We start from the raw sequence: 18697 nt of genomic DNA, 5'->3' as shown, positions 1-18697 counted from the left end.
GTCGGGGTGTTTCGCTCAGCGCGTACGCCGGCCCCGGTCTTCCGTGTCTGTGCACGGTTGTGTCGGAGGCCGCGGATAGCCTTGTCTTTTGTGACAGCCGAGTACTCCGCCCATCATCTGCAGGTCCTCGAAGGACTGGAGGCGGTACGCAAGCGCCCGGGCATGTACATCGGCTCCACGGACTCGCGGGGGCTGATGCACTGCCTATGGGAGATCATCGACAACTCCGTCGATGAGGCACTCGGCGGGCACGGTTCGCGCATCGATATCGTCCTGCACGCCGATGGCAGCGTGGAGGTCCGCGACCGGGCCCGCGGCATCCCCGTCGACGTCGAGCCCCGTACGGGCCTGAGCGGCGTGGAGGTCGTGTTCACGAAGCTTCACGCGGGAGGAAAGTTCGGCGGCGGTTCGTACGCCGCATCCGGCGGTCTGCACGGTGTCGGCGCCTCGGTCGTGAACGCGCTGTCCGAGCGGCTCGACGTCGAGGTCGACCGCGGCGGCAAGACGTGGGCGATGTCGTTCCGGCACGGCGAGCCGGGGCTCTTCGCCGACGAAATGGGCGCCCGTGCGGACGCCCCGTTCCGCCCCTTCCGCGACAAGAGCGAGCTGCGGGTCGTCGGCAAGACCGCGAAGAGCGTGACCGGTACCCGCATCCGGTACTGGGCCGACTCCCAGATCTTCACGAAGGACGCGGCGTTCCACCTCGACGAACTCGAGCAGCGCGCGCGTCAGACCGCGTTCCTGGTTCCGGGGCTCGAGATCGTGATCCGCGACGAGCGCGCGGCCGAGCACAAAGAACTCGTCTACCGCTACGACGGCGGCATCTCCGAGTTCGCCGAGTTCCTCGCACCGGATGCGGCCGTCACCGACACCTGGCGGCTCACCGGCACGGGCACCTTCACGGAGACGGTGCCCGTGCTCCAAGCGACCGGCGCCATGGTGGCGACCGAGGTGCAGCGAGAGTGCGAGGTGGATGTCGCGCTCCGCTGGGGCACCGGGTACGACACCACGATGCGATCCTTCGTGAACATCATTGCGACGCCGAAGGGCGGCACCCACCAGCAGGGCTTCGAGCAGGGCCTGATGAAGGTGCTGCGCACCCAGATCGAGCAGAACGCGCGCCGCCTGAAGGTGGGCAACGACAAGATCGAGAAGGACGACATCCTCGCCGGGCTGACCGCGGTGCTCAACGTGCGGTTGCCGGAGCCGCAGTTCGAGGGGCAGACGAAGGAGATCCTCGGCACGCCCGCGGTTCGCCAGATCGTGAACTCCGTCATCACGAAGGAGCTCACGGCGCGGTTCGCGTCGCCGAAGCGAGACGACAAGGCGCAGACGTCGCAGTTGCTCGAGAAGGTCGTGTCCGAGATGAAGGCGCGCATCTCCGCGCGCACGCACAAAGAGACGCAGCGGCGCAAGAACGCGCTGGAGTCCTCCTCCCTTCCGGTAAAGCTCGTCGACTGCCGTTCGACCGACATCGCCGACACGGAGCTCTTCATCGTCGAGGGTGACTCAGCGCTCGGCACGGCCAAGCACGCACGCAACAGCGAGTACCAAGCGCTACTGCCCATTCGAGGCAAGATCCTGAATGTGCAGAAGTCTTCCGTGAGCGACATGCTCTCCAACACGGAGTGCGCCGCGATCATCCAGTCGATCGGTGCCGGGTCGGGTCGGTCGTTCGAACTCGACGCTGCGCGCTACGGAAAAGTCATTCTGATGAGCGACGCGGATGTCGACGGCGCCCACATCCGTACCCTTCTGTTGACGCTGTTCTTCCGGTACATGCGCCCGCTGATCGAGGCGGGTCACGTCTATGCGGCCGTTCCGCCGCTGCACCGGGTCGTCGTGATGAACCCGGGCACCAAGCCCAACGAGACGATCTACACGTACAGCGAGCAAGAGCTCCACACCCTGCTCGCGCGCCTCACGAAGTCGGGCAAGCGCTGGCAGGAGCCGGTGCAGCGATACAAGGGTCTCGGCGAGATGGATGCCGATCAGCTCGCGGTGACGACGATGGATCGCGCCGGACGCATGCTGCGACGCGTGCGGGTGACGGATGCGGAAGCCGCGTCATCCGTGTTCGAGCTATTGATGGGCAACGAGGTCGCGCCGCGCCGCGACTTCATCGTGACCTCGAGTGACCGTCTCGGGCGCGAACGCATCGACGCCTGAGCACGGCCCCGGGAGGGCTTAACGGGCCGCCGGCATCGTCGGGCCGTTCGTCGCGCCGCCGCCCTCGCGTTCCCGTTTCTTCGCGTTCCCGTTCCGTCGCCCTCGCCCGCGCGCTCGAACCGCGCGCTCGAACCGCGCGCTCGAACCGCGCGCTCGAACCGCGCGCGGGTCCTCGACCCGGGGCTCACGTGGCGCGATCTGCGGGGTGTGCCGACCGATTGCGACACGTGAGCGAATCTTTCGCGTCCGTGTCGCGCTCCGGCTTCGGCTCACGTGGCGCGATGTGCGCGGTGCGCGGGCGGATTGCGACACGTGAGTGAGTCTCCCGCGTCCGTGTCGCGCTCACGCTTGGTGCTCACGTGGCGCGATCTGCGGGGTGTGCCGACCGATTGCGTCACGTGAGCGGGTCTTTCTACCCCGTGTCGCGCTCACGCTTGGTGCTCACGTGGCGCAATCTGCGCGGGGCGCCGGCGGATTGCGACACGTGAGCGGGTCTTTCGAGCCCGTGTCGCGCTCGCGATCAGGCGACGGCGGAGCCGACGGCCGCGATCACGGCGTCGAGGGGTTGACCCGAGGCGTCCCGCTTCGCGCCCGCATCCGGAAGCGCACGGACCGAACCGTCGGCGCCGACCGCGCGCGGCCCGGCACCGACCCACGCGAGCGTCAGCTCGTCTTCCCCACGGAGGAACCGCTGCGCACGCACGCCACCGGTCGCGCGTCCCTTCGGGGGGAATTCGGCGAAGGCCGAGACCTTCGCGGATCCCGCGTCCGTTCCCGGCAGCGCCTGCGCCGAGCCCGCCAGAGTCACGACGACGACCTCCGCCGGGTCCGCGGTCACGACGTCGAAGGCGACCACTCGCGCACCATCGCCGAGTCGGATCCCTGCCATGCCGCCCGCCGCGCGTCCCTGCGGACGCACACTCGTGGAATCGAAACGCAACAACTGCGCATCGGATGCGACAAACACCAGCTCGGCACCATCCGGTGCCGGTGCCGCCCCCACGACCCGATCGCCGGGCTTCAGGGCGATGATCTCGACATCGTGTTTGCCGGGGGGCAGCTCGCTCGCCGCGACCCGCTTGACGACTCCCTGCGCGGTGCCGAGGGCGATCACGGGTTCCGCCGTGAGCGGTACGACGGCGACGACGTGCTCGGATCCGGTGAGCCCCAGGTAGGTGTCTGCGCGGGTACCCGCCGCCAGCGCGACGGAGTTCGCCGGCACGGAGGGCAGATCGACGGGGGAGAAGCGGATGAGGCGCCCGGCCGATGTCACCGCACCGACGTCCCCGCGAACCGTGGCGTCCACCCAAGAACGCACGGCATCGTGCTTCGACCGCCGCGTCGGCGCCACGATGCCGCCGCCGGGCACATCCGCCACGAGTTCCGCGCGCACCATCCGACCCGTCGCCGACAGGAAGACGCGGCACGGAAGGTCGGCGAGCTGCAGATCGGCCGCGGTTGCGGCGCGTGCCGATGCTCGGGCGGTGACCGGTCCGCCGTTGAGCAGCAGTGTGCGCCGCGGAGTGCCGTACGTATCGGATGCGGTCTCCAGCTCGCGCGCTACCTGCGCACGCAGGAGCGCGTCATCGCCCAGCAGCTCGCGGAGGGCGGCGATATCGGCCTTCAACGCGTCCTGCTCGGCCTCGAGCTCCACGCGCGAGAACTTCGTGAGCCGCCGCAGTCTCAGCTCGAGGATGTACTCGGCCTGGATGTGCGTCAGGTCGAAGACATCCATCAGCCGTGCGCGGGCCTCTTCCGAGTCGTCGGACGTCCGGATCACCTGGATGACTTCGTCGATATCGAGGATCGCGATGAGCAGACCTTCGACCAGGTGCAGACGCTCGACCTTTCGGGCGAGGCGATACTCGCTGCGCCGCGTCACGACGCGCAGGCGGTGGTCGAGGTACACGCGCAGAAGCTCGCGGAGACCGAGAGTCTGCGGCTGACCGTCGACCAGCGCGACGTTGTTGATGCCGAAGGAGTCCTCGAGCGGCGTCAACCGGTAGAGCTGGTCGAGCACGGCCTGCGGATCGAAGCCGGTTTTGATGCCGATCACGAGGCGCAGGCCGTTCCGCCGATCGGTCAGGTCGGTGACGTCGGAGATGCCCGTGAGCTTCTTCGCGTTGACCGCATCCTTGATCTTCTCGATCACGCGTTCGGGACCGACGAGGTACGGCAGCTCGGTCACGATGAGACCGGACTTGCGTGGCCCGAGCTGCTCGATGCTGACCTTGGCGCGCGTCCGGAACGAGCCACGGCCGTTCGTATACGCATCCTTGATGCCGTCGAGACCGACGATGATGCCCCCCGAGGGCAGGTCAGGTCCGGGCACGAACTCCATCAGCTGCTCGAGAGTGGCGTCGGGGTGGCGCAACAGGTGCACGGCGGCCGCGACGACCTCGACGAGGTTGTGCGGCGCCATGTTCGTCGCCATGCCGACGGCGATTCCGGCGGCGCCGTTGACCAGGAGGTTCGGGTACGCGGCGGGGAGCACCTCGGGCTGCTGGAACTGCCCGTCGTAGTTGGGGATGAAGTCGACGACGTCCTCGTCGAGGTTCTCGGTGAGCGCGAGCGCTGCCGGAGCGAGCCGGGCCTCGGTGTATCGCGGAGCAGCCGGACCGTCGTCGAGGGATCCGAAGTTGCCGTGCCCGTCGACGAGCGGCACGCGAAGCGAGAACGGCTGGGCCAGGCGCACGAGGGCGTCGTAGATGGGCGCGTCGCCGTGCGGATGCAGCTTTCCCATCACCTCGCCGACAACGCGCGCGCTCTTCACGTGTCCGCGGTCGGGACGCAGGCCCATGTCGGCCATCTGATACAGGATGCGGCGCTGCACCGGCTTCAGACCGTCTCGCGCATCGGGGAGGGCGCGGGAGTAGATGACGGAATAGGCGTACTCGAGGAACGAACCCTGCATCTCGGCGGCGACGTCGATGTCTTCGATGCGTCCGTGATCTGCGGGGATGGACGGGGATCCGGAAGAAGGCATGACGTTCGAACCTCGGGTAGCGATGAGGGGCGTGTGCGCGGGTGTGCGAGACTGGCCCCGATGCCCCTCAGCCTACCGGCGGACCCGTCCCACGCCCGGAGCCTCACCGCGGTTTTGACGGACGTCCTTGCCGCCATCGACGGAGTGTCACCGACTCTGCCGCCCGTCCGGAGCGCCGTGGTCATGGTCGTCGATGGCCTCGGATCGCACGCGCTGGCCGCCCACGCCGGATATGCCCGCTTCCTCGCGTCTCGCAGCACGAAGAAGAGCGTGGCGACGACGGTGTTCCCGAGTACGACCGCGGCCGCACTGACGAGCCTCCTGACCGGCACCGACGTCGGCGCGCACGGGATCGTGGGATACCGGGCCCGTGTGCCGGCGACGGACCGGGTGTGGAATCAGCTGACCGACTGGGGGCCGGGCCAGCTCGATGCCGCAACCTGGCAGCGGTCCCCGTCGTTGCTGGACGCGCCGAACCGGTTCGTCGTCTCGAAGCCCGAGTACGCGCACACCGGGTTCACGACCGCCACCACGCGCGGAGCGCGCTTCATCGGCGAGCGGGATCTCGACGCGCGGATCGATGCGGCGGCGCACCTCGCGCGCACTCACCCCGGAGCGGCGATCTATCTCTACGTGCCCGAACTGGACTCCGCCGGCCACCGCTACGGGATGGGCTCGGATGCGTGGCGGTCGGTGCTCGAGGCGGTCGATGCGGCTGCGCGGCGGCTGCACGGCGCGGTCGGTCCCGACGTGGGCGTTCTCCTCACCGCCGACCACGGCATGGTCGATGTCCCGTCCCACCGGCACGTCATCGTCGGGCACGGCGACGCGCGGCTCGACGGCGTCCGCGCACTCGGCGGAGAACCCCGGATGCTGCACATCTACGCCGAAGACGGTGCCGCCGCATCCGTCCGCGAGGCGTGGCGTGGCGAGGATGGCCGCTCGTGGGTCATGACGCGTGACGAAGCGATCGTTGCCGGACTGTTCGGGGCGACGGTCGCCGACGACGTGCGCCTGCGTATCGGCGACGTCCTGGTGGCCGCGCGAGCGGAGATCGCGTACTACGACGGCAGACTCGCTGACACCTCCGGACAGCGGATGGTGGGCCAGCACGGCTCGCTCACCGCGGACGAGCGGATCGTGCCGCTCCTGCGTCTCGGCGCCTTCGGGATCTGACGGACGGGGAGCCGAGCTCAGTTCTCGTCTGTACGAGCTCCGAAGACGATCTCATCCCACGACGGCATCGACGTACGACCCTTGCGACGTTGGGCGTCGCTTCCGGACGGTTCGGCCTGCGTCGGGGTCGGTTCTGCGGCGGGGGACGAGTCGTAGCCCGGCTCGAGGGCGTCGAACAAGGCGACCGGAGCCGGCGAACGGGAGCCTTCCGTCTCTCCGACGGGTGCCGACGTGCGCTGGCCGCGCCGGCGACGAAGCGCCTCGAGGAGGTCGGCGGTCTCCGCCGACGTGACGGGCGCGTCCGGCGCGCGCTTGATGGCGGCATCCTGTACCGCCGCACTCGACGGCGGCGGCGAGGCGTGGCTCTGCTCGGCGTCGTGCCGGGGGCCGAAGGCGCCGCTGTCGAACCGCGACTCGTCCTTGATCCCCGATGTGTCGAGAGCACGAAGCCTCGGGATGAGTCCCTCCGGAAGCGAGCCCTGTCGGGAGAGCTGGGTGGCGTCCGTGTTCAGCGGAGACAGCGAGCTGCGGCGCGGATCGAAACCCCAGCGCGCATCGCGCTCGACCTCGCCGGCGACGAAGAGCAGCTTCACGATCCAACCGGATGCTTCTTTCCAGCTCGACCAGCGCTCGGCGGTCGCGCCGGCCTCCGCGAGCTTGGCGCGGACGGCATCGCCGAAGGTCGTGGGTGCGTCGTCACCGAAATCCGCTCCGAGCAGCACCGGGACCGAGAGGGCCTGGCCGACGATGAACTCGCGCTCGGCGAGAACGGGAGGCTCGAACCGCACGACGTCTTCGAGCGTCGTGCCGAGCACCTCGGCGACCTCGCGTGCGGAAAGCCCCGCGCGGATCTGCGCCTGGATCTCACGCGGGCTCGGCCGGGGGCCGCGCGCGGGTTCTTCGCGCTCCTTGCGTGCGCGGCGGAGCTCCGCGCGCAGCACGTCGTCCACGACGAGGGAATACCGCTGGCCGGATTCGGATGAGACGACGAGTACGCCGTCCTCGGTGCCGATCACTCTGAGCTGTTCCATAGGTCACACGCCTCCGATCTGCCGTGTGGGGCCATGGTGTCACAGCGAGCAGGCGACACCGGGAATATCGTGCGCGTGGCGCGAGTTTCCTCGGCGTACACAATCACCCGACGGCACCGCGACGCATTTGCTTAATGGTCAGCCGTCATGCAAACTATGGCCGCCCGCCGCGATGGCGGACGCTCCACATCGATCAAGAGACACGGAAGCATGGCTACGGATTACGACGCCCCCCGCAAGACCGAGGACGACAGCGAGTCCATCGAAGCGCTCAAGGAGCGCGTGCCGGACAAGATGTCCGGTTCGGTCGATGTCGAGGATGCTGACAACCCGTCCGGCTTCGAACTTCCCGGCGCAGATCTCTCCGACCTCGACCTCGACGTCGTGGTTCTGCCCGCCCAGGAAGACGAATTCACCTGTGTCAACTGCTTCCTCGTGAAGCACCGATCCCAGGTGGACCACGAAGAGTCCGGCGGTTACATCTGCATGGAGTGCGCAGCGTAAGACTGCGCGCGACGCAGCGCTGCTGCGAGACGATCCGGAGTCCGGCTGGAGATGATCCAGAAGGGCGCCGGATCGTTTGCGTCGAGCACGGCGATGCGCACCGCTCCATCGATGCCGCCGCGAACGAGCGTCCACGACCGCGGGTCGAACTCGCGACCGCGCGCGGTGCGGGCCTCTTCGCCCGCGAGCGCTTCCGCATCCCCCAGCAACGCGACGTCGATGTGCGCGCGTCCCGCGCGCAGCTCACCGTCCGCGACGGAGACGGATGGCGAGAGCCAGATCAGCAGCGCGATGATCGCGGCAGAGACGGCGACTCCGCCGACCAACGCCAGGGTCAGATCGACCGGGCTGAGCGCGAGCGCGATCATCGGCGCGCCGAGCGCGGCGGCGACGAGCGTCCAGAGCGAGGGGCTGAGCTTTTCGCGGTAGACGGGGGCGGGGGAGCGGGTGTTGACGTGCATGATCTGCATTACCCTCGTTGGGTGGCCGAAAGCGTGAACGTACTCATTATCGCGTCGGTCGTCCCCGCGTACGCGCACCCCGGTGACGCCGGCGCCGATCTGGTCGCCACGGAGGCGGTCACGCTCGAGCCGGGCGCGCGTGCTCTGATCGGAACCGGCGTGCGGATCGCCCTCCCCGACGGCTACGTCGCTTTCGTCGTTCCGCGCAGTGGACTCGCCGCGAAACACGGCATCACGGTGCTGAACGCCCCCGGAACGGTGGATGCGGGCTACCGTGGCGAGATCAAGGTGACGCTGCTGAACACCGACCGCGATACGGCCTACGACGTGGCCGTCGGCGACCGGATCGCGCAGCTCATCATCATGACCGTTCCGCCGGTGCACTTCGTTCCCGTCGAAGAGTTGCCGGACAGCATCCGAGGTTCCGGCGGTTTCGGTTCCACGGGTTACGACACTCAGAGGAGTCCTCGATGACTGACGCGTCACTGGAACCGCTCGATAAGACCGCACCCGCCGATCGCGCCGTGGCCGGCCCCTTCGATGAGTCGGAGGTGAACCCGGTGCGTCCGTACATCGACCTCGGCGCGGTGAAGGTTCTTCCGCGCGAAGGCCTCAACCTCCGCCTCGAGGTCGAGGAGCAGACGAAGCGCATCGTCGCGGTCGGGCTCGACTACGTGGACTCCACGCTCCAGGTGCAGGCGTTCGCGGCCCCGCGCTCGACGGGCCTGTGGGAGGAGACGCGGGAGCAGATCCGCCAGCAGGTGCGCCAGCAGGGCGGTCGCGTCGAAGAGCGCGAGGGCCCGCTCGGGCCGGAGCTCCTGGCCGAGGTGCCGGTCGTCGTCGGCGGTGACGGTGGTTCCGCTGGCAAGCGGCTTGCGCGCTTCGTCGGTGTCGATGGGCCGCGCTGGTTCTTGCGTGGTGTGATCGGCGGAGCGGCGACGTCCGACGTCGAGGCTGCCGCCCAGGTCGAAGATCTCTTCCGGTCGCTCGTGGTGGTTCGCGGCACGTCGCCCATGCCGCCCCGCGATCTGATTCCGCTCAAGATGCCCGCGACACCGGGCAGCGCGTGAGCGAGGGCGCCGACCCGCGCGAGCCGAAGGCATCCGAGCTGATCGGGGAGGCCCTCGGCACGGCAGCACGTCGCGCAGGACTCGATCCGTCTTCGTCCGCCACCACGGGTCACGTGGTGTGGAAGGCGATGGGCGGATGGCGCGGCGTCGTCGAGTCGGTGCTGCCGAGCCTCATCTTCGTGGTGGCGTACACGGTCTCGCGCGACCTGGTCGTTTCGCTTATCGCGTCGGTCGGGATCGCTGCCGTGTTCACGGTCGTCCGATTCGCCCAGAAGTCTCCGCCGGCGGCCGCGCTCGGCGGCCTGATCGCCGCCGCGATCGCCGCCGTGCTGTCGCTCCTGACGGGCAACCCGTCAGATAACTTCGTGCCGGGACTGCTCACCAACGCGGCCTACGGCACGGCGATGCTGGTCTCCGCGCTGATCGGGTGGCCGCTCATCGGTCTCGCCGCGGGGTACCTGATGGGCGAGGGTGTGGCGTGGCGCCGCGATCGCCGTAAGCGTCGCGCGTTCTTCTGGCTGACCATCGCGTGGGCGGCGCTCTTCGCCGTGCGCCTGGGCGTGCAGCTGCCGATCTACCTGAGTTCTCTCGATCCGGCGAACCGCGAGAGCGCCGTCGCCCTCCTCGGCACGCTGAAGATCGCGATGGGATTGCCCCTGTTCGCCCCGCTCGTCGCGGTGACCTGGCTGACCGCCCGCGCCCTGTACGTGCGCCGCGCGGCGACGCCGGATGCGGACGCCGCGGACGCTCCTCGGTGATATATTTATCTTGACGTCAAGATAAATATTCGGGCTACCGAGTAAGGCTTGCCTTGCTAGCTCCCCACCATGGCGGCGGGGAAGATGGGGTCTGCGGGCCCCGCGATGTCGCCCGTCCATGCCGACGAAGGAGACACACGTGTCCACTGTTGACAGCTTCGGTGCGAAGAGCACCCTGACGGTCGGCAGCACCGACTACGAGATCTTCCGGATCGACACGGTTCCGGGTTACGAGAAGCTCCCGTTCAGCCTGAAGGTCCTGCTCGAGAACCTCCTTCGCACCGAAGACGGCGCGAACGTGACGAAGCAGCAGATCGAGGCGCTCGGATCCTGGGATGCGGCGGCAGAGCCCGACACCGAGATCCAGTTCAGCCCGGCCCGTGTGGTCATGCAGGACTTCACCGGCGTTCCCTGCATCGTCGATCTCGCCACCATGCGCGAGGCGGTCGCCGCCCTCGGTGGGGAACCGTCCAAGATCAACCCGCTGTCTCCGGCCGAGATGGTCATCGACCACTCCGTCATCGCCGACCTGTTCGGCAGTGAAAACGCCCTCGAGCGCAACGTCGAGATCGAGTACCAGCGCAACGGCGAGCGCTATCAGTTCCTGCGCTGGGGCCAGACCGCCTTCAACGACTTCAAGGTCGTGCCGCCCGGAACCGGCATCGTCCACCAGGTCAACATCGAGCACCTCGCGAAGGTCATCTACGACCGCACGATCGACGGCACGCTGCGCGCCTACCCCGACACCTGCGTCGGCACCGACTCGCACACCACGATGGTGAACGGTCTCGGCGTGCTCGGCTGGGGCGTCGGCGGCATCGAGGCGGAGGCCGCGATGCTCGGGCAGCCTGTGTCGATGCTCATCCCCAAGGTTGTGGGCTTCAAGCTCTCCGGCACGATCCCGACCGGCGTCACCGCGACCGACGTCGTGCTGACGATCACCGACATGCTGCGCAAGCACGGTGTGGTCGGCAAGTTCGTGGAGTTCTACGGCGCGGGTGTGGCATCCGTGCCTCTCGCGAACCGCGCCACGATCGGCAACATGAGCCCCGAGTTCGGCTCCACGGCCGCGATGTTCCCGATCGACAGCGTGACGATCGACTACCTGCGTCTCACCGGGCGCAGCGAGCAGTCGCTCGCGCTGGTCGAGGCGTACGCGAAGGAGCAGCACCTCTGGCACGACGCGTCCGTCGAGCCGGTGTTCAGCGAGTACATGGAGCTCGACCTGTCGACGGTCGTGCCCTCGATCGCCGGCCCCAAGCGCCCCCAGGACCGCATCATCCTCACCGAGTCGAAGGAGCGCTTCGAGCAGGACCTGCTCGACTACGCGACTCCCGGCGCGCATACGGCCGTCGACGCGGCCGTGGAGGGCACGTTCCCCGCATCCGACCCCATCGGTTTCACCCCGCAGGACGAGACGAGCCAGGGCGAACCCCCCACCGAGGTGAGCCACGCGCACGAGCACGCGGCCCGTTCGCTGAGCCACGCGCCCTCGACGGTGTCGAAACCGACCAAGGTCACCCTGGAGGGCGGCGAGTCCTTCACGCTCGACCACGGAGCCGTCACGATCGCAGCCATCACCTCGTGCACCAACACGTCGAACCCCTCCGTCATGCTCGCGGCCGGTCTGCTCGCGCGCAACGCGGTCAAGAAGGGGCTGAAGGCCAAGCCGTGGGTCAAGACCACGCTGGCCCCCGGATCCAAGGTCGTCACCGACTACTACGAGAAGGCCGGACTCACGAAGGACCTCGAGGATCTCGGTTTCTACACGGTCGGCTACGGCTGCACGACCTGCATCGGTAACTCCGGTCCGCTGATCGAAGAGGTCTCCACGGCCATCAACGACAACGATCTGGCCGTGACCGCGGTGCTCTCCGGCAACCGCAACTTCGAGGGACGCATCAACCCCGACGTGAAGATGAACTACCTCGCCAGCCCGCCGCTGGTGATCGCGTACTCGCTCGCGGGGTCGATGAACTTCGACTTCGAGGTTGACGCGCTCGGTCAGGACTCCGACGGAAACGACGTGTTCCTGAAGGACATCTGGCCGGATGCGGCCGAGGTGCAGTCGACGATCGACTCGTCGATCAACGAAGAGATGTTCACGCGTCAGTACGCGACCGTCTTCGAGGGCGACGACCGGTGGAAGAACCTGCCGACGCCCACCGGTGACGTGTTCGAGTGGGACGACGAGTCCACCTACGTCCGCAAGCCCCCGTACTTCGACGGCATGACGATGGAACTCACCCCGGTGCGCGACATCGAGGGCGCCCGCGTGATGGCGACGCTCGGCGACTCGGTGACGACGGACCACATCAGCCCCGCCGGAAACATCAAGGTCGACAGCCCCGCCGGGCGTTACCTCGCCGACCACGGCGTGGAGCGCAAGGACTTCAACTCCTACGGCTCGCGCCGAGGAAACCACGAAGTCATGATCCGCGGCACGTTCGCGAACATCCGCCTGAAGAACCAGCTCGTCGGCGCGGTCAACGACGGCGCGGTCGTCGAGGGTGGATACACCCGCGACTTCACGCAGGAGGGCGGCCCGCAGTCGTTCATCTACGACGCGAGCCAGAACTACCAGGAGCAGGGCACCCCCCTCGTCATCTTCGGTGGCAAGGAGTACGGCTCGGGATCGTCGCGCGACTGGGCGGCGAAGGGCACGAGCCTGCTGGGCGTCAAGGCTGTCATCACCGAGAGCTTCGAGCGGATCCACCGCTCGAACCTGATCGGGATGGGCGTCGTTCCGCTGCAGTTCCCGACGGGCGAGAGTTGGGCGTCGCTCGGCCTCGACGGTACCGAGATCGTCTCGATCTCGGGCCTGGCGAAGCTGAACGAGGGCGTGACCCCGAAGACGGTTCGCGTCACCGCCGCCCCGAGCGAGTTCTCCGCTCCCGGCAAGGAGACGGTCGAGTTCGACGCGATCGTTCGCATCGACACCCCCGGTGAAGCCGACTACTACCGCAACGGTGGCATCCTGCAGTACGTGCTGCGTTCGCTCGTGTGAGTGCATCGACGATGGCCCCGACGTTCGCGTCGGGGCCATCGTCGTCTGAGGGCCGGTGATTGCCGGCCCGGACCTAGACTGGGTCGACGCTCTGCGTAAGACTCTCGACGGCGAAAGGAGCGGGATGTCTCTGCTCACCTCTGTGGCCGGCCCGCGCGATCTCGACACTCTGAGCATCGAGCAGCTCGAGCAGCTCGCCGCGGAGACGCGGGCGTTCCTGATCGAGAACGTCTCCCGCACCGGCGGGCACCTCGGGCCCAACCTCGGTGTCGTCGAACTCACGATCGCCCTCCACCGCGTCTTCGATTCTCCTCGGGACCCGATCGTGTTCGATACGGGCCACCAGTCGTACGTCCACAAGATCCTGACGGGTCGTCGGGACTTCTCCGGTCTGCGCTCGCGTGGGGGCCTCGCCGGCTACCCGCAGCGCTCCGAGAGCGAGCACGACATCGTCGAGTCGTCTCACGCGTCGAGCTCGCTGAGCTGGGCGGACGGAATCTCCCGGGCGTTCGCACGAACCGGACGCAAAGACCGCCATGTCGTCGCGGTCGTGGGAGATGGCGCGCTCACCGGCGGGATGACGTGGGAAGCCCTCAACAACATCTCCGATGACAACGATCGGAATCTCGTCATCGTCGTGAACGACAACGGCCGTTCCTACGCCCCGACGATCGGCGGAATGGCGCGCTACCTCAACCGCGTGCGGACGGCGGACGCCTACCAGAGCCTCCACCGGAACTCGCGGAACCTGTTCATCAAGCTCGGGCCGGCCGCGCGGGCGGTGTACCGCGGTGTCCGCGGCGGAACGCACGGCTTCCTTTCGCGTTTCGTGAACAACGAGGCGCTGTACTCGAACCTCGACATCAAATACCTCGGCCCGATCCACGGACACGACCTGCCGACCCTTCTCGAAACGCTCGAGCTCGCCAAGAACTACGGCGCCCCCGTGATCGTGCACGTGATCACGGAGAAGGGCCGCGGGTATCAGCCGGCCATGGACGACGAGGCCGACCAGTTCCACGCGGTCGGGCGCATCGACCCGCTCACCGGTGAGACCCTCGGCGGCGACGCCGGTACGGCCTGGACGGACGTGTTCGCGGAAGAGCTGGTGCGGGTCGGCGACGCTCACCCCGATGTGATCGCCATCACCGCGGCCATGCTGCGACCGACCGGGCTCCTCCCCTTCGCGGTGAAGCATCCGGATCGGGTGTACGACGTCGGAATCGCCGAGCAGCACGCCGTCACGTCTGCCGCCGGCCTCGCGTATGGCGGACTGCATCCGGTCGTCGCGCTGTACGCGACCTTCATGAATCGCGCGTTCGACCAGGTGCTCATGGATGTGGCGTTGCATCGCGCCGGCGTCACGTTCGTGCTCGACCGCGCCGGCGTGACGGGACCCGACGGCCCGAGCCACCACGGCATCTGGGATCTCGCGATGCTCCAGCTCGTGCCGCGCATCCGGATCGCGGCGCCGCGGGATGCGACGCGCCTCCGCGAAGAACTCGCGGAAGCCGTCGCCGTGTCGGACGCACCGACGGTGCTGCGGTACCCGAAGGGTGCGGTCAGCCCCGAGCTTCCCGCCATCGAGCGTCTTCCGGACGGAGTCGACGTCCTCGTCCGGCCCTCCGCATCCGATGTTCTGCTCGTCGGTATCGGGCCGATGGCCCACGTCGCAATGGATGTCGCCCGGAGGCTCGGCGCCCAGGGAATCGGCGCGACCGTCGTCGATCCGCGCTGGGTGGTGCCGGTGGCGAGCTCGCTGATCGAACTCGCCGCTGAGCACCGGCTCGTCATCACGATCGAGGACGGCATCCGGGTCGGCGGCATCGGCACGCGCATCAGGCAGGTGCTGCGCGAGGCGGGGGTCGACACGGCGGTCGACGAGCTCGGCGTGCCCGACGAGTTCATCGACCACGCTTCGCGTGATCAGATCCTGCAGGACGCGGGTCTCACGGCCGCGAAGATCGCGCAGGACGTGATCGCTCAGGTGCTCGGCACCCGCATCCCGGTCGCTCGTCCCGCAAACGACGACGCCGATGCGTCCTGGGCGCAGGCGGAACAGACCTCCGAGAATCGCGACTGAGGCGAACCGAAGAGGGGCGGGGCCGGCTGACCGGTCCCGCCCCTCTTCATTCGCCCGCGCTCAGCGCGAGACGATGCCGAGGATCGGCGGATGGTGGAACGTGTCGGCGAAGACGCGCTCGGACGCGCCCTCCCGGTCGAGGTAGGGCGATGCACCGCCGTCAATGAACGGCCAGCCCGCCCCGAGGATGAGGCACAGGTCGACGTCTTCGACCTCGGGCACGACACCCTCCTCGAGCATGAGGTGGATCTCCTGCGCGAGACCGTCCTGCACCCGCTGCAGGATGGTCGCCTCGGAGGACGGCGTCGATCCGACCGCACCCGTCAGCACCTTCTCGGCAGCCTTCGTCCAGCCGGTGACCCGTCCGGACTTGTCCTTCTCCACAACCTGCGACAACTCGGCCAACGAGTGGAAGTTCTCGGACGCGAAGAACCGCTCGGGGAAGGCGTGCGCCATCGTATCCTGCACGTGGGCGGCGACCTTCCACCCGACGAGGTCGATCAGCTGGAACGGCGACATGGGCAATCCGAGCGGCGCGAACGCCTTCTCGACGGTCATGAGGGGGGTTCCTTCGTAGACCGCACGCGCCGCCTCCCCCATGACCTTCGCCAGGAGACGGTTGACGACGAAGCCGGGCGCATCCGCCGTCAGAACGGCATTCTTGCCGAGTCCCCTCGCGACCACGAACGCGGTGGACAGCGTCTGCTCGTTGGTCGTCGGCGTCTTGACGACCTCGATCAGCGGCATGACCGCGACGGGGTTGAAGAAGTGGAAGCCGACGAGACGCTCGGGGTGGGCGAGGTGAGCGCCGATCTCCGCGACGGAGAGCGATGACGTGTTCGTCGCGAGGATCGCGTCCGGGGCGATGATCGGTTCGATTCCGGCGAACACCTGCTGTTTCACGCCCACCTCTTCGAACACCGCCTCGATCACGAAGTCGCAGTCGGCGAACTCGGATGTGTCGGTCGTGCCGCGGACGAGCGCACGGAGCTGGTTCGCCGTGTCGCCGTCAAGCCGACCCTTGGCCTCGAGCGCGCCGATCTCGTCGTGGATGTGCGCCACGCCCTTGTCGACGCGGGCCTGATCGAGGTCGGTGATCAGCACGGGCACCTTGAGTCGGCGCACGAACAGCAGCGCGAACTGGCTGGCCATGAGCCCCGCGCCGATGATGCCCACCTTGGTGACCTTCTTCGCCAGTGACTTGTCGGGCGCGCCGACGGGGCGCTTGGCGCGCTTCTGTACGAGATCGAACGCGTACATCGATGCCGCGAACTGGTCGCCCGCGACGAGGTCGGCGAGGGCGTCGTCCTCTCGGGCGAAACCCTCTTCTTTCGTGCCGCTCCGCGCCTTTTCGAGCAGCTCGAGGGCGACGTACGGCGAACGGGGGACGGTGCCGATTCGGCTCTCCAGCATGGAGCGAGCCATCTTGATCGCCACCGGCCACTTTGTAAGTCGCTCGATTTTTCCGGGCTCGTTCTTCCGGACGACCTTCTGAGCTCCCGTGAGCACACGATCGGCCCACGAGAGCGAGTCCTCCAGGTAGGTCGCCGGCGAGAAGATCGCGTCGAACATGCCGAGTTCGAACGCGCGCTGCGGCTTGAGTGTGCGGTTCTGCTTCAACGGGTTCGAGATGACGACCTCGAGGGCGTTCTCGATTCCGATCAGATTCGGCAGAAGGTAGGCGCCGCCCCATCCAGGGATGATGCCGAGGAACACTTCGGGCAGCGCGATGGCGGCAGCGGACGAGTCCACGGTGCGGTAGGTCGAGTTGAGGGCAACCTCGACCCCGCCACCGAGCGCGAGCCCGTTCACGAACGCGAACGACGGAACGCCGAGCGTCGAGAGTTGGCCGAGCACCTGGTGTCCGCGCTGCGCGATCAGCTTCGCCGCATCGCGGGAGGGCACCTGCGAGACCTGGGAGAGGTCGGCGCCGGCCGCGAGGATGTACTGCTTGCCGGTGATGCCGACGGCCTGGATTTCGCCCGCGGCCGCGCGGGCACGCAGGGTGCTCAGCGTGTCGTTGAGCTCCGCGAGCGTGGCCGGCCCGAGGGTGTTCGGTCGGGTGTGGTCGCGGCCGTTGTCGAGCGTGATCAGTGCGAGAACGTTCCCGGAGGGCAGCCGGATGTCGCGAACGGGGGAGTGGGTCACCACCTCATCGGCGGTGAAGGCATCGAGCGGCGAGAAATCGATGGCGTCGTAGTTCGTCACGGTGGTCGCGCTCACTTCTTCCTCTTCTTGCCGTCGAAGGACGGGTTCTCCCAGATGACGGACCCGCCCTGACCGAGACCCACGCACATGGCGGTGAGCCCGTACCGGACGTCGGGGCGCTCCTGGAACTGCGCAGCGAGCTGGATCATGAGACGGACGCCGGATGCGGCGAGCGGGTGCCCGAAGGCGATCGCCCCACCCCACGGGTTCACGCGGGGATCGTCGTCGTCGATACCGAAGTGGTCGAGCAACGACACGACTTGGATGGCGAACGCCTCGTTCAACTCGAACAGGCCGATGTCGTCGATCCCCAGGCCAGCTTTACGCAGCGCCTTCTCGGTCGACGGGATCGGTCCGATTCCCATGATCTCGGGCTGGACTCCGGCGTAGGCGAAGGACACGAGTCGCATCTTCGGGCGAAGGCCGAGCTCCTTGACTGCGGCAGCACCGGCCAAGAGGCCCATCGTGGCGCCGTCGGTGAGCGGGGAGGACGTGCCCGCCGTGACCCGGCCGTGCGGGCGGAAGGGCGTCTTCAAACCTGCGAGATCTTCCATCGTGGTCTGCGGGCGGCGCCCCTCGTCCTCGGTCGCCAGTCCCCACGCGCCGGAGGCGTCTTTCGTTCCGACCGTGACGAGATCCGGCTGGATCTTTCCCGCGTCGTAGGCCGCCTGCACCTTCTGCTGGCTCCGCATACCGAAACGGTCGCTGCGCTCCTTGGTCAGATGGGGAAAACGATCGAAGATGCGCTCGGCGGTCACCCCCATGTTGAGGGCGCCGGGGTCCACCATCTTCTCGGCCACGAACCGCGGGTTGGGGTCGGTGTTCGCGCCGATGGGGTGGTGCCCCATGTGCTCGACACCGCCGGCCAGGGCGACGTCGTACATCCCGATGCCGATCGAACCGGCCATCGTCGTGACACTCGTCATCGCGCCCGCGCACATGCGGTCGATGGCGAATCCGGGAACGGTCATCGGCAGCCCCGCAAGGATCGCCGCTGAACGGCCCAGGGTGAGACCTTGATCTCCGGTCTGGCTCGTCGCGGCGATCGCGACATCGTCGATGCGATCAGCCGGAACATCGGGGTTTCGCTCCATCACACCGATGATCGTCTTGACCACCAGGTCGTCCGCACGGGTGTTCCAGTACATGCCCTTCTCGCCGGCGCGACCGAACGGGGTCCGCATGCCGTCGACGAAATAGACGTCCGAAATTTCGGCCACTTTGCCTCCAAAGTCTGTGTGCTC

Annotated in this window: 13 protein-coding genes; 8 read left to right on the top strand and 5 right to left on the bottom strand. The window is 67.9% G+C overall.

Annotated elements, in window-relative coordinates; translation table 11 throughout:
* Window positions 1-90: 90 nt before the first annotated feature.
* Window positions 91-2169 (top strand): DNA gyrase/topoisomerase IV subunit B, encoded by a 2079-nt coding sequence (locus LQ938_RS07920; protein ID WP_223721158.1) that lies wholly within the window; start codon window positions 91-93, stop codon window positions 2167-2169.
* A gap of 520 nt (window positions 2170-2689) precedes the next feature.
* On the opposite strand, the gene LQ938_RS07915 is transcribed toward LQ938_RS07920, so the two are convergent.
* On the bottom strand, window positions 2690-5155 hold the full coding sequence (locus LQ938_RS07915) for a DNA gyrase/topoisomerase IV subunit A (protein WP_223721159.1): 2466 nt from the start codon (window positions 5153-5155) through the stop codon (window positions 2690-2692).
* Window positions 5156-5215: 60 nt separating this feature from the next.
* Between LQ938_RS07915 and LQ938_RS07910 the strand changes: the two genes are divergently transcribed.
* Window positions 5216-6331: an alkaline phosphatase family protein gene (locus tag LQ938_RS07910; RefSeq protein WP_223721160.1), complete on the top strand. Its 1116-nt coding sequence runs from the start codon at window positions 5216-5218 to the stop codon at window positions 6329-6331.
* Window positions 6332-6348: 17 nt separating this feature from the next.
* Here LQ938_RS07910 and sepH read toward each other — a convergent pair whose 3' ends face one another.
* Window positions 6349-7362, bottom strand: a complete 1014-nt coding sequence (gene sepH / locus LQ938_RS07905; protein WP_223721161.1) for a septation protein SepH — start codon at window positions 7360-7362, stop codon at window positions 6349-6351.
* A 210-nt stretch (window positions 7363-7572) separates the two neighbouring features.
* Here sepH and LQ938_RS07900 point away from each other — a divergent pair, with 210 nt between their 5' ends.
* Window positions 7573-7866, top strand: a complete 294-nt coding sequence (locus LQ938_RS07900; protein ID WP_223721162.1) for a DUF4193 domain-containing protein — start codon at window positions 7573-7575, stop codon at window positions 7864-7866.
* Here LQ938_RS07900 and LQ938_RS07895 read toward each other — a convergent pair.
* Entirely contained in the window at window positions 7839-8336 is a 498-nt protein-coding gene (locus LQ938_RS07895) for a DUF3093 domain-containing protein (RefSeq protein ID WP_308116155.1), read from the bottom strand. The two genes, LQ938_RS07900 and LQ938_RS07895, sit on opposite strands and share 28 nt — an antisense overlap.
* A 12-nt stretch (window positions 8337-8348) precedes the next feature.
* Between LQ938_RS07895 and dut the strand changes: the two genes are divergently transcribed.
* The 5 genes from dut to dxs all read left to right on the top strand — a co-directional run bounded on the left by dut (window position 8349) and on the right by dxs (window position 15245).
* A complete protein-coding gene (gene dut, locus LQ938_RS07890) occupies window positions 8349-8801 on the top strand; it encodes a dUTP diphosphatase (RefSeq protein ID WP_223721163.1) in 453 nt (150 codons plus the stop codon).
* A complete protein-coding gene (locus LQ938_RS07885) occupies window positions 8798-9397 on the top strand; it encodes a DUF3710 domain-containing protein (protein WP_223721164.1) in 600 nt (199 codons plus the stop codon). Before dut ends, LQ938_RS07885 begins: the two co-directional genes overlap by 4 nt.
* Window positions 9394-10155 (top strand): DUF3159 domain-containing protein, encoded by a 762-nt coding sequence (locus tag LQ938_RS07880; RefSeq protein WP_223721165.1) that lies wholly within the window; start codon window positions 9394-9396, stop codon window positions 10153-10155. The genes LQ938_RS07885 and LQ938_RS07880 overlap by 4 nt, the downstream gene beginning before the upstream one ends.
* Window positions 10156-10294: 139 nt before the next feature.
* Window positions 10295-13162 carry an aconitate hydratase gene (locus LQ938_RS07875; RefSeq protein WP_269216536.1) on the top strand — a complete coding sequence of 956 codons (2868 nt, stop codon included), beginning with the start codon at window positions 10295-10297 and terminating at the stop codon, window positions 13160-13162.
* Window positions 13163-13286: 124 nt separating this feature from the next.
* The gene (dxs, locus tag LQ938_RS07870; RefSeq protein WP_223721167.1) at window positions 13287-15245 is read left to right on the top strand and encodes a 1-deoxy-D-xylulose-5-phosphate synthase; all 1959 of its coding nucleotides are present in this window, start codon (window positions 13287-13289) and stop codon (window positions 15243-15245) included.
* A 60-nt stretch (window positions 15246-15305) separates the two neighbouring features.
* Here dxs and LQ938_RS07865 read toward each other — a convergent pair whose 3' ends face one another.
* Both LQ938_RS07865 and LQ938_RS07860 read right to left on the bottom strand, forming a co-directional pair.
* Window positions 15306-17453 (bottom strand): 3-hydroxyacyl-CoA dehydrogenase NAD-binding domain-containing protein, encoded by a 2148-nt coding sequence (locus LQ938_RS07865; protein ID WP_223721626.1) that lies wholly within the window; start codon window positions 17451-17453, stop codon window positions 15306-15308.
* 11 nt (window positions 17454-17464) lie between these two features.
* Window positions 17465-18673, bottom strand: a complete 1209-nt coding sequence (locus LQ938_RS07860) for a thiolase family protein (protein ID WP_223721168.1) — start codon at window positions 18671-18673, stop codon at window positions 17465-17467.
* Window positions 18674-18697 lie beyond the last annotated feature (24 nt).

The sequence above is a fragment of the Microbacterium sp. cx-55 genome (assembly GCF_021117345.1).
Lineage (GTDB): Bacteria > Actinomycetota > Actinomycetes > Actinomycetales > Microbacteriaceae > Microbacterium.
The sequence above is the reverse complement of the archived record's forward strand: the minus strand, read 5'-3'. Positions and strand labels throughout refer to the sequence as shown.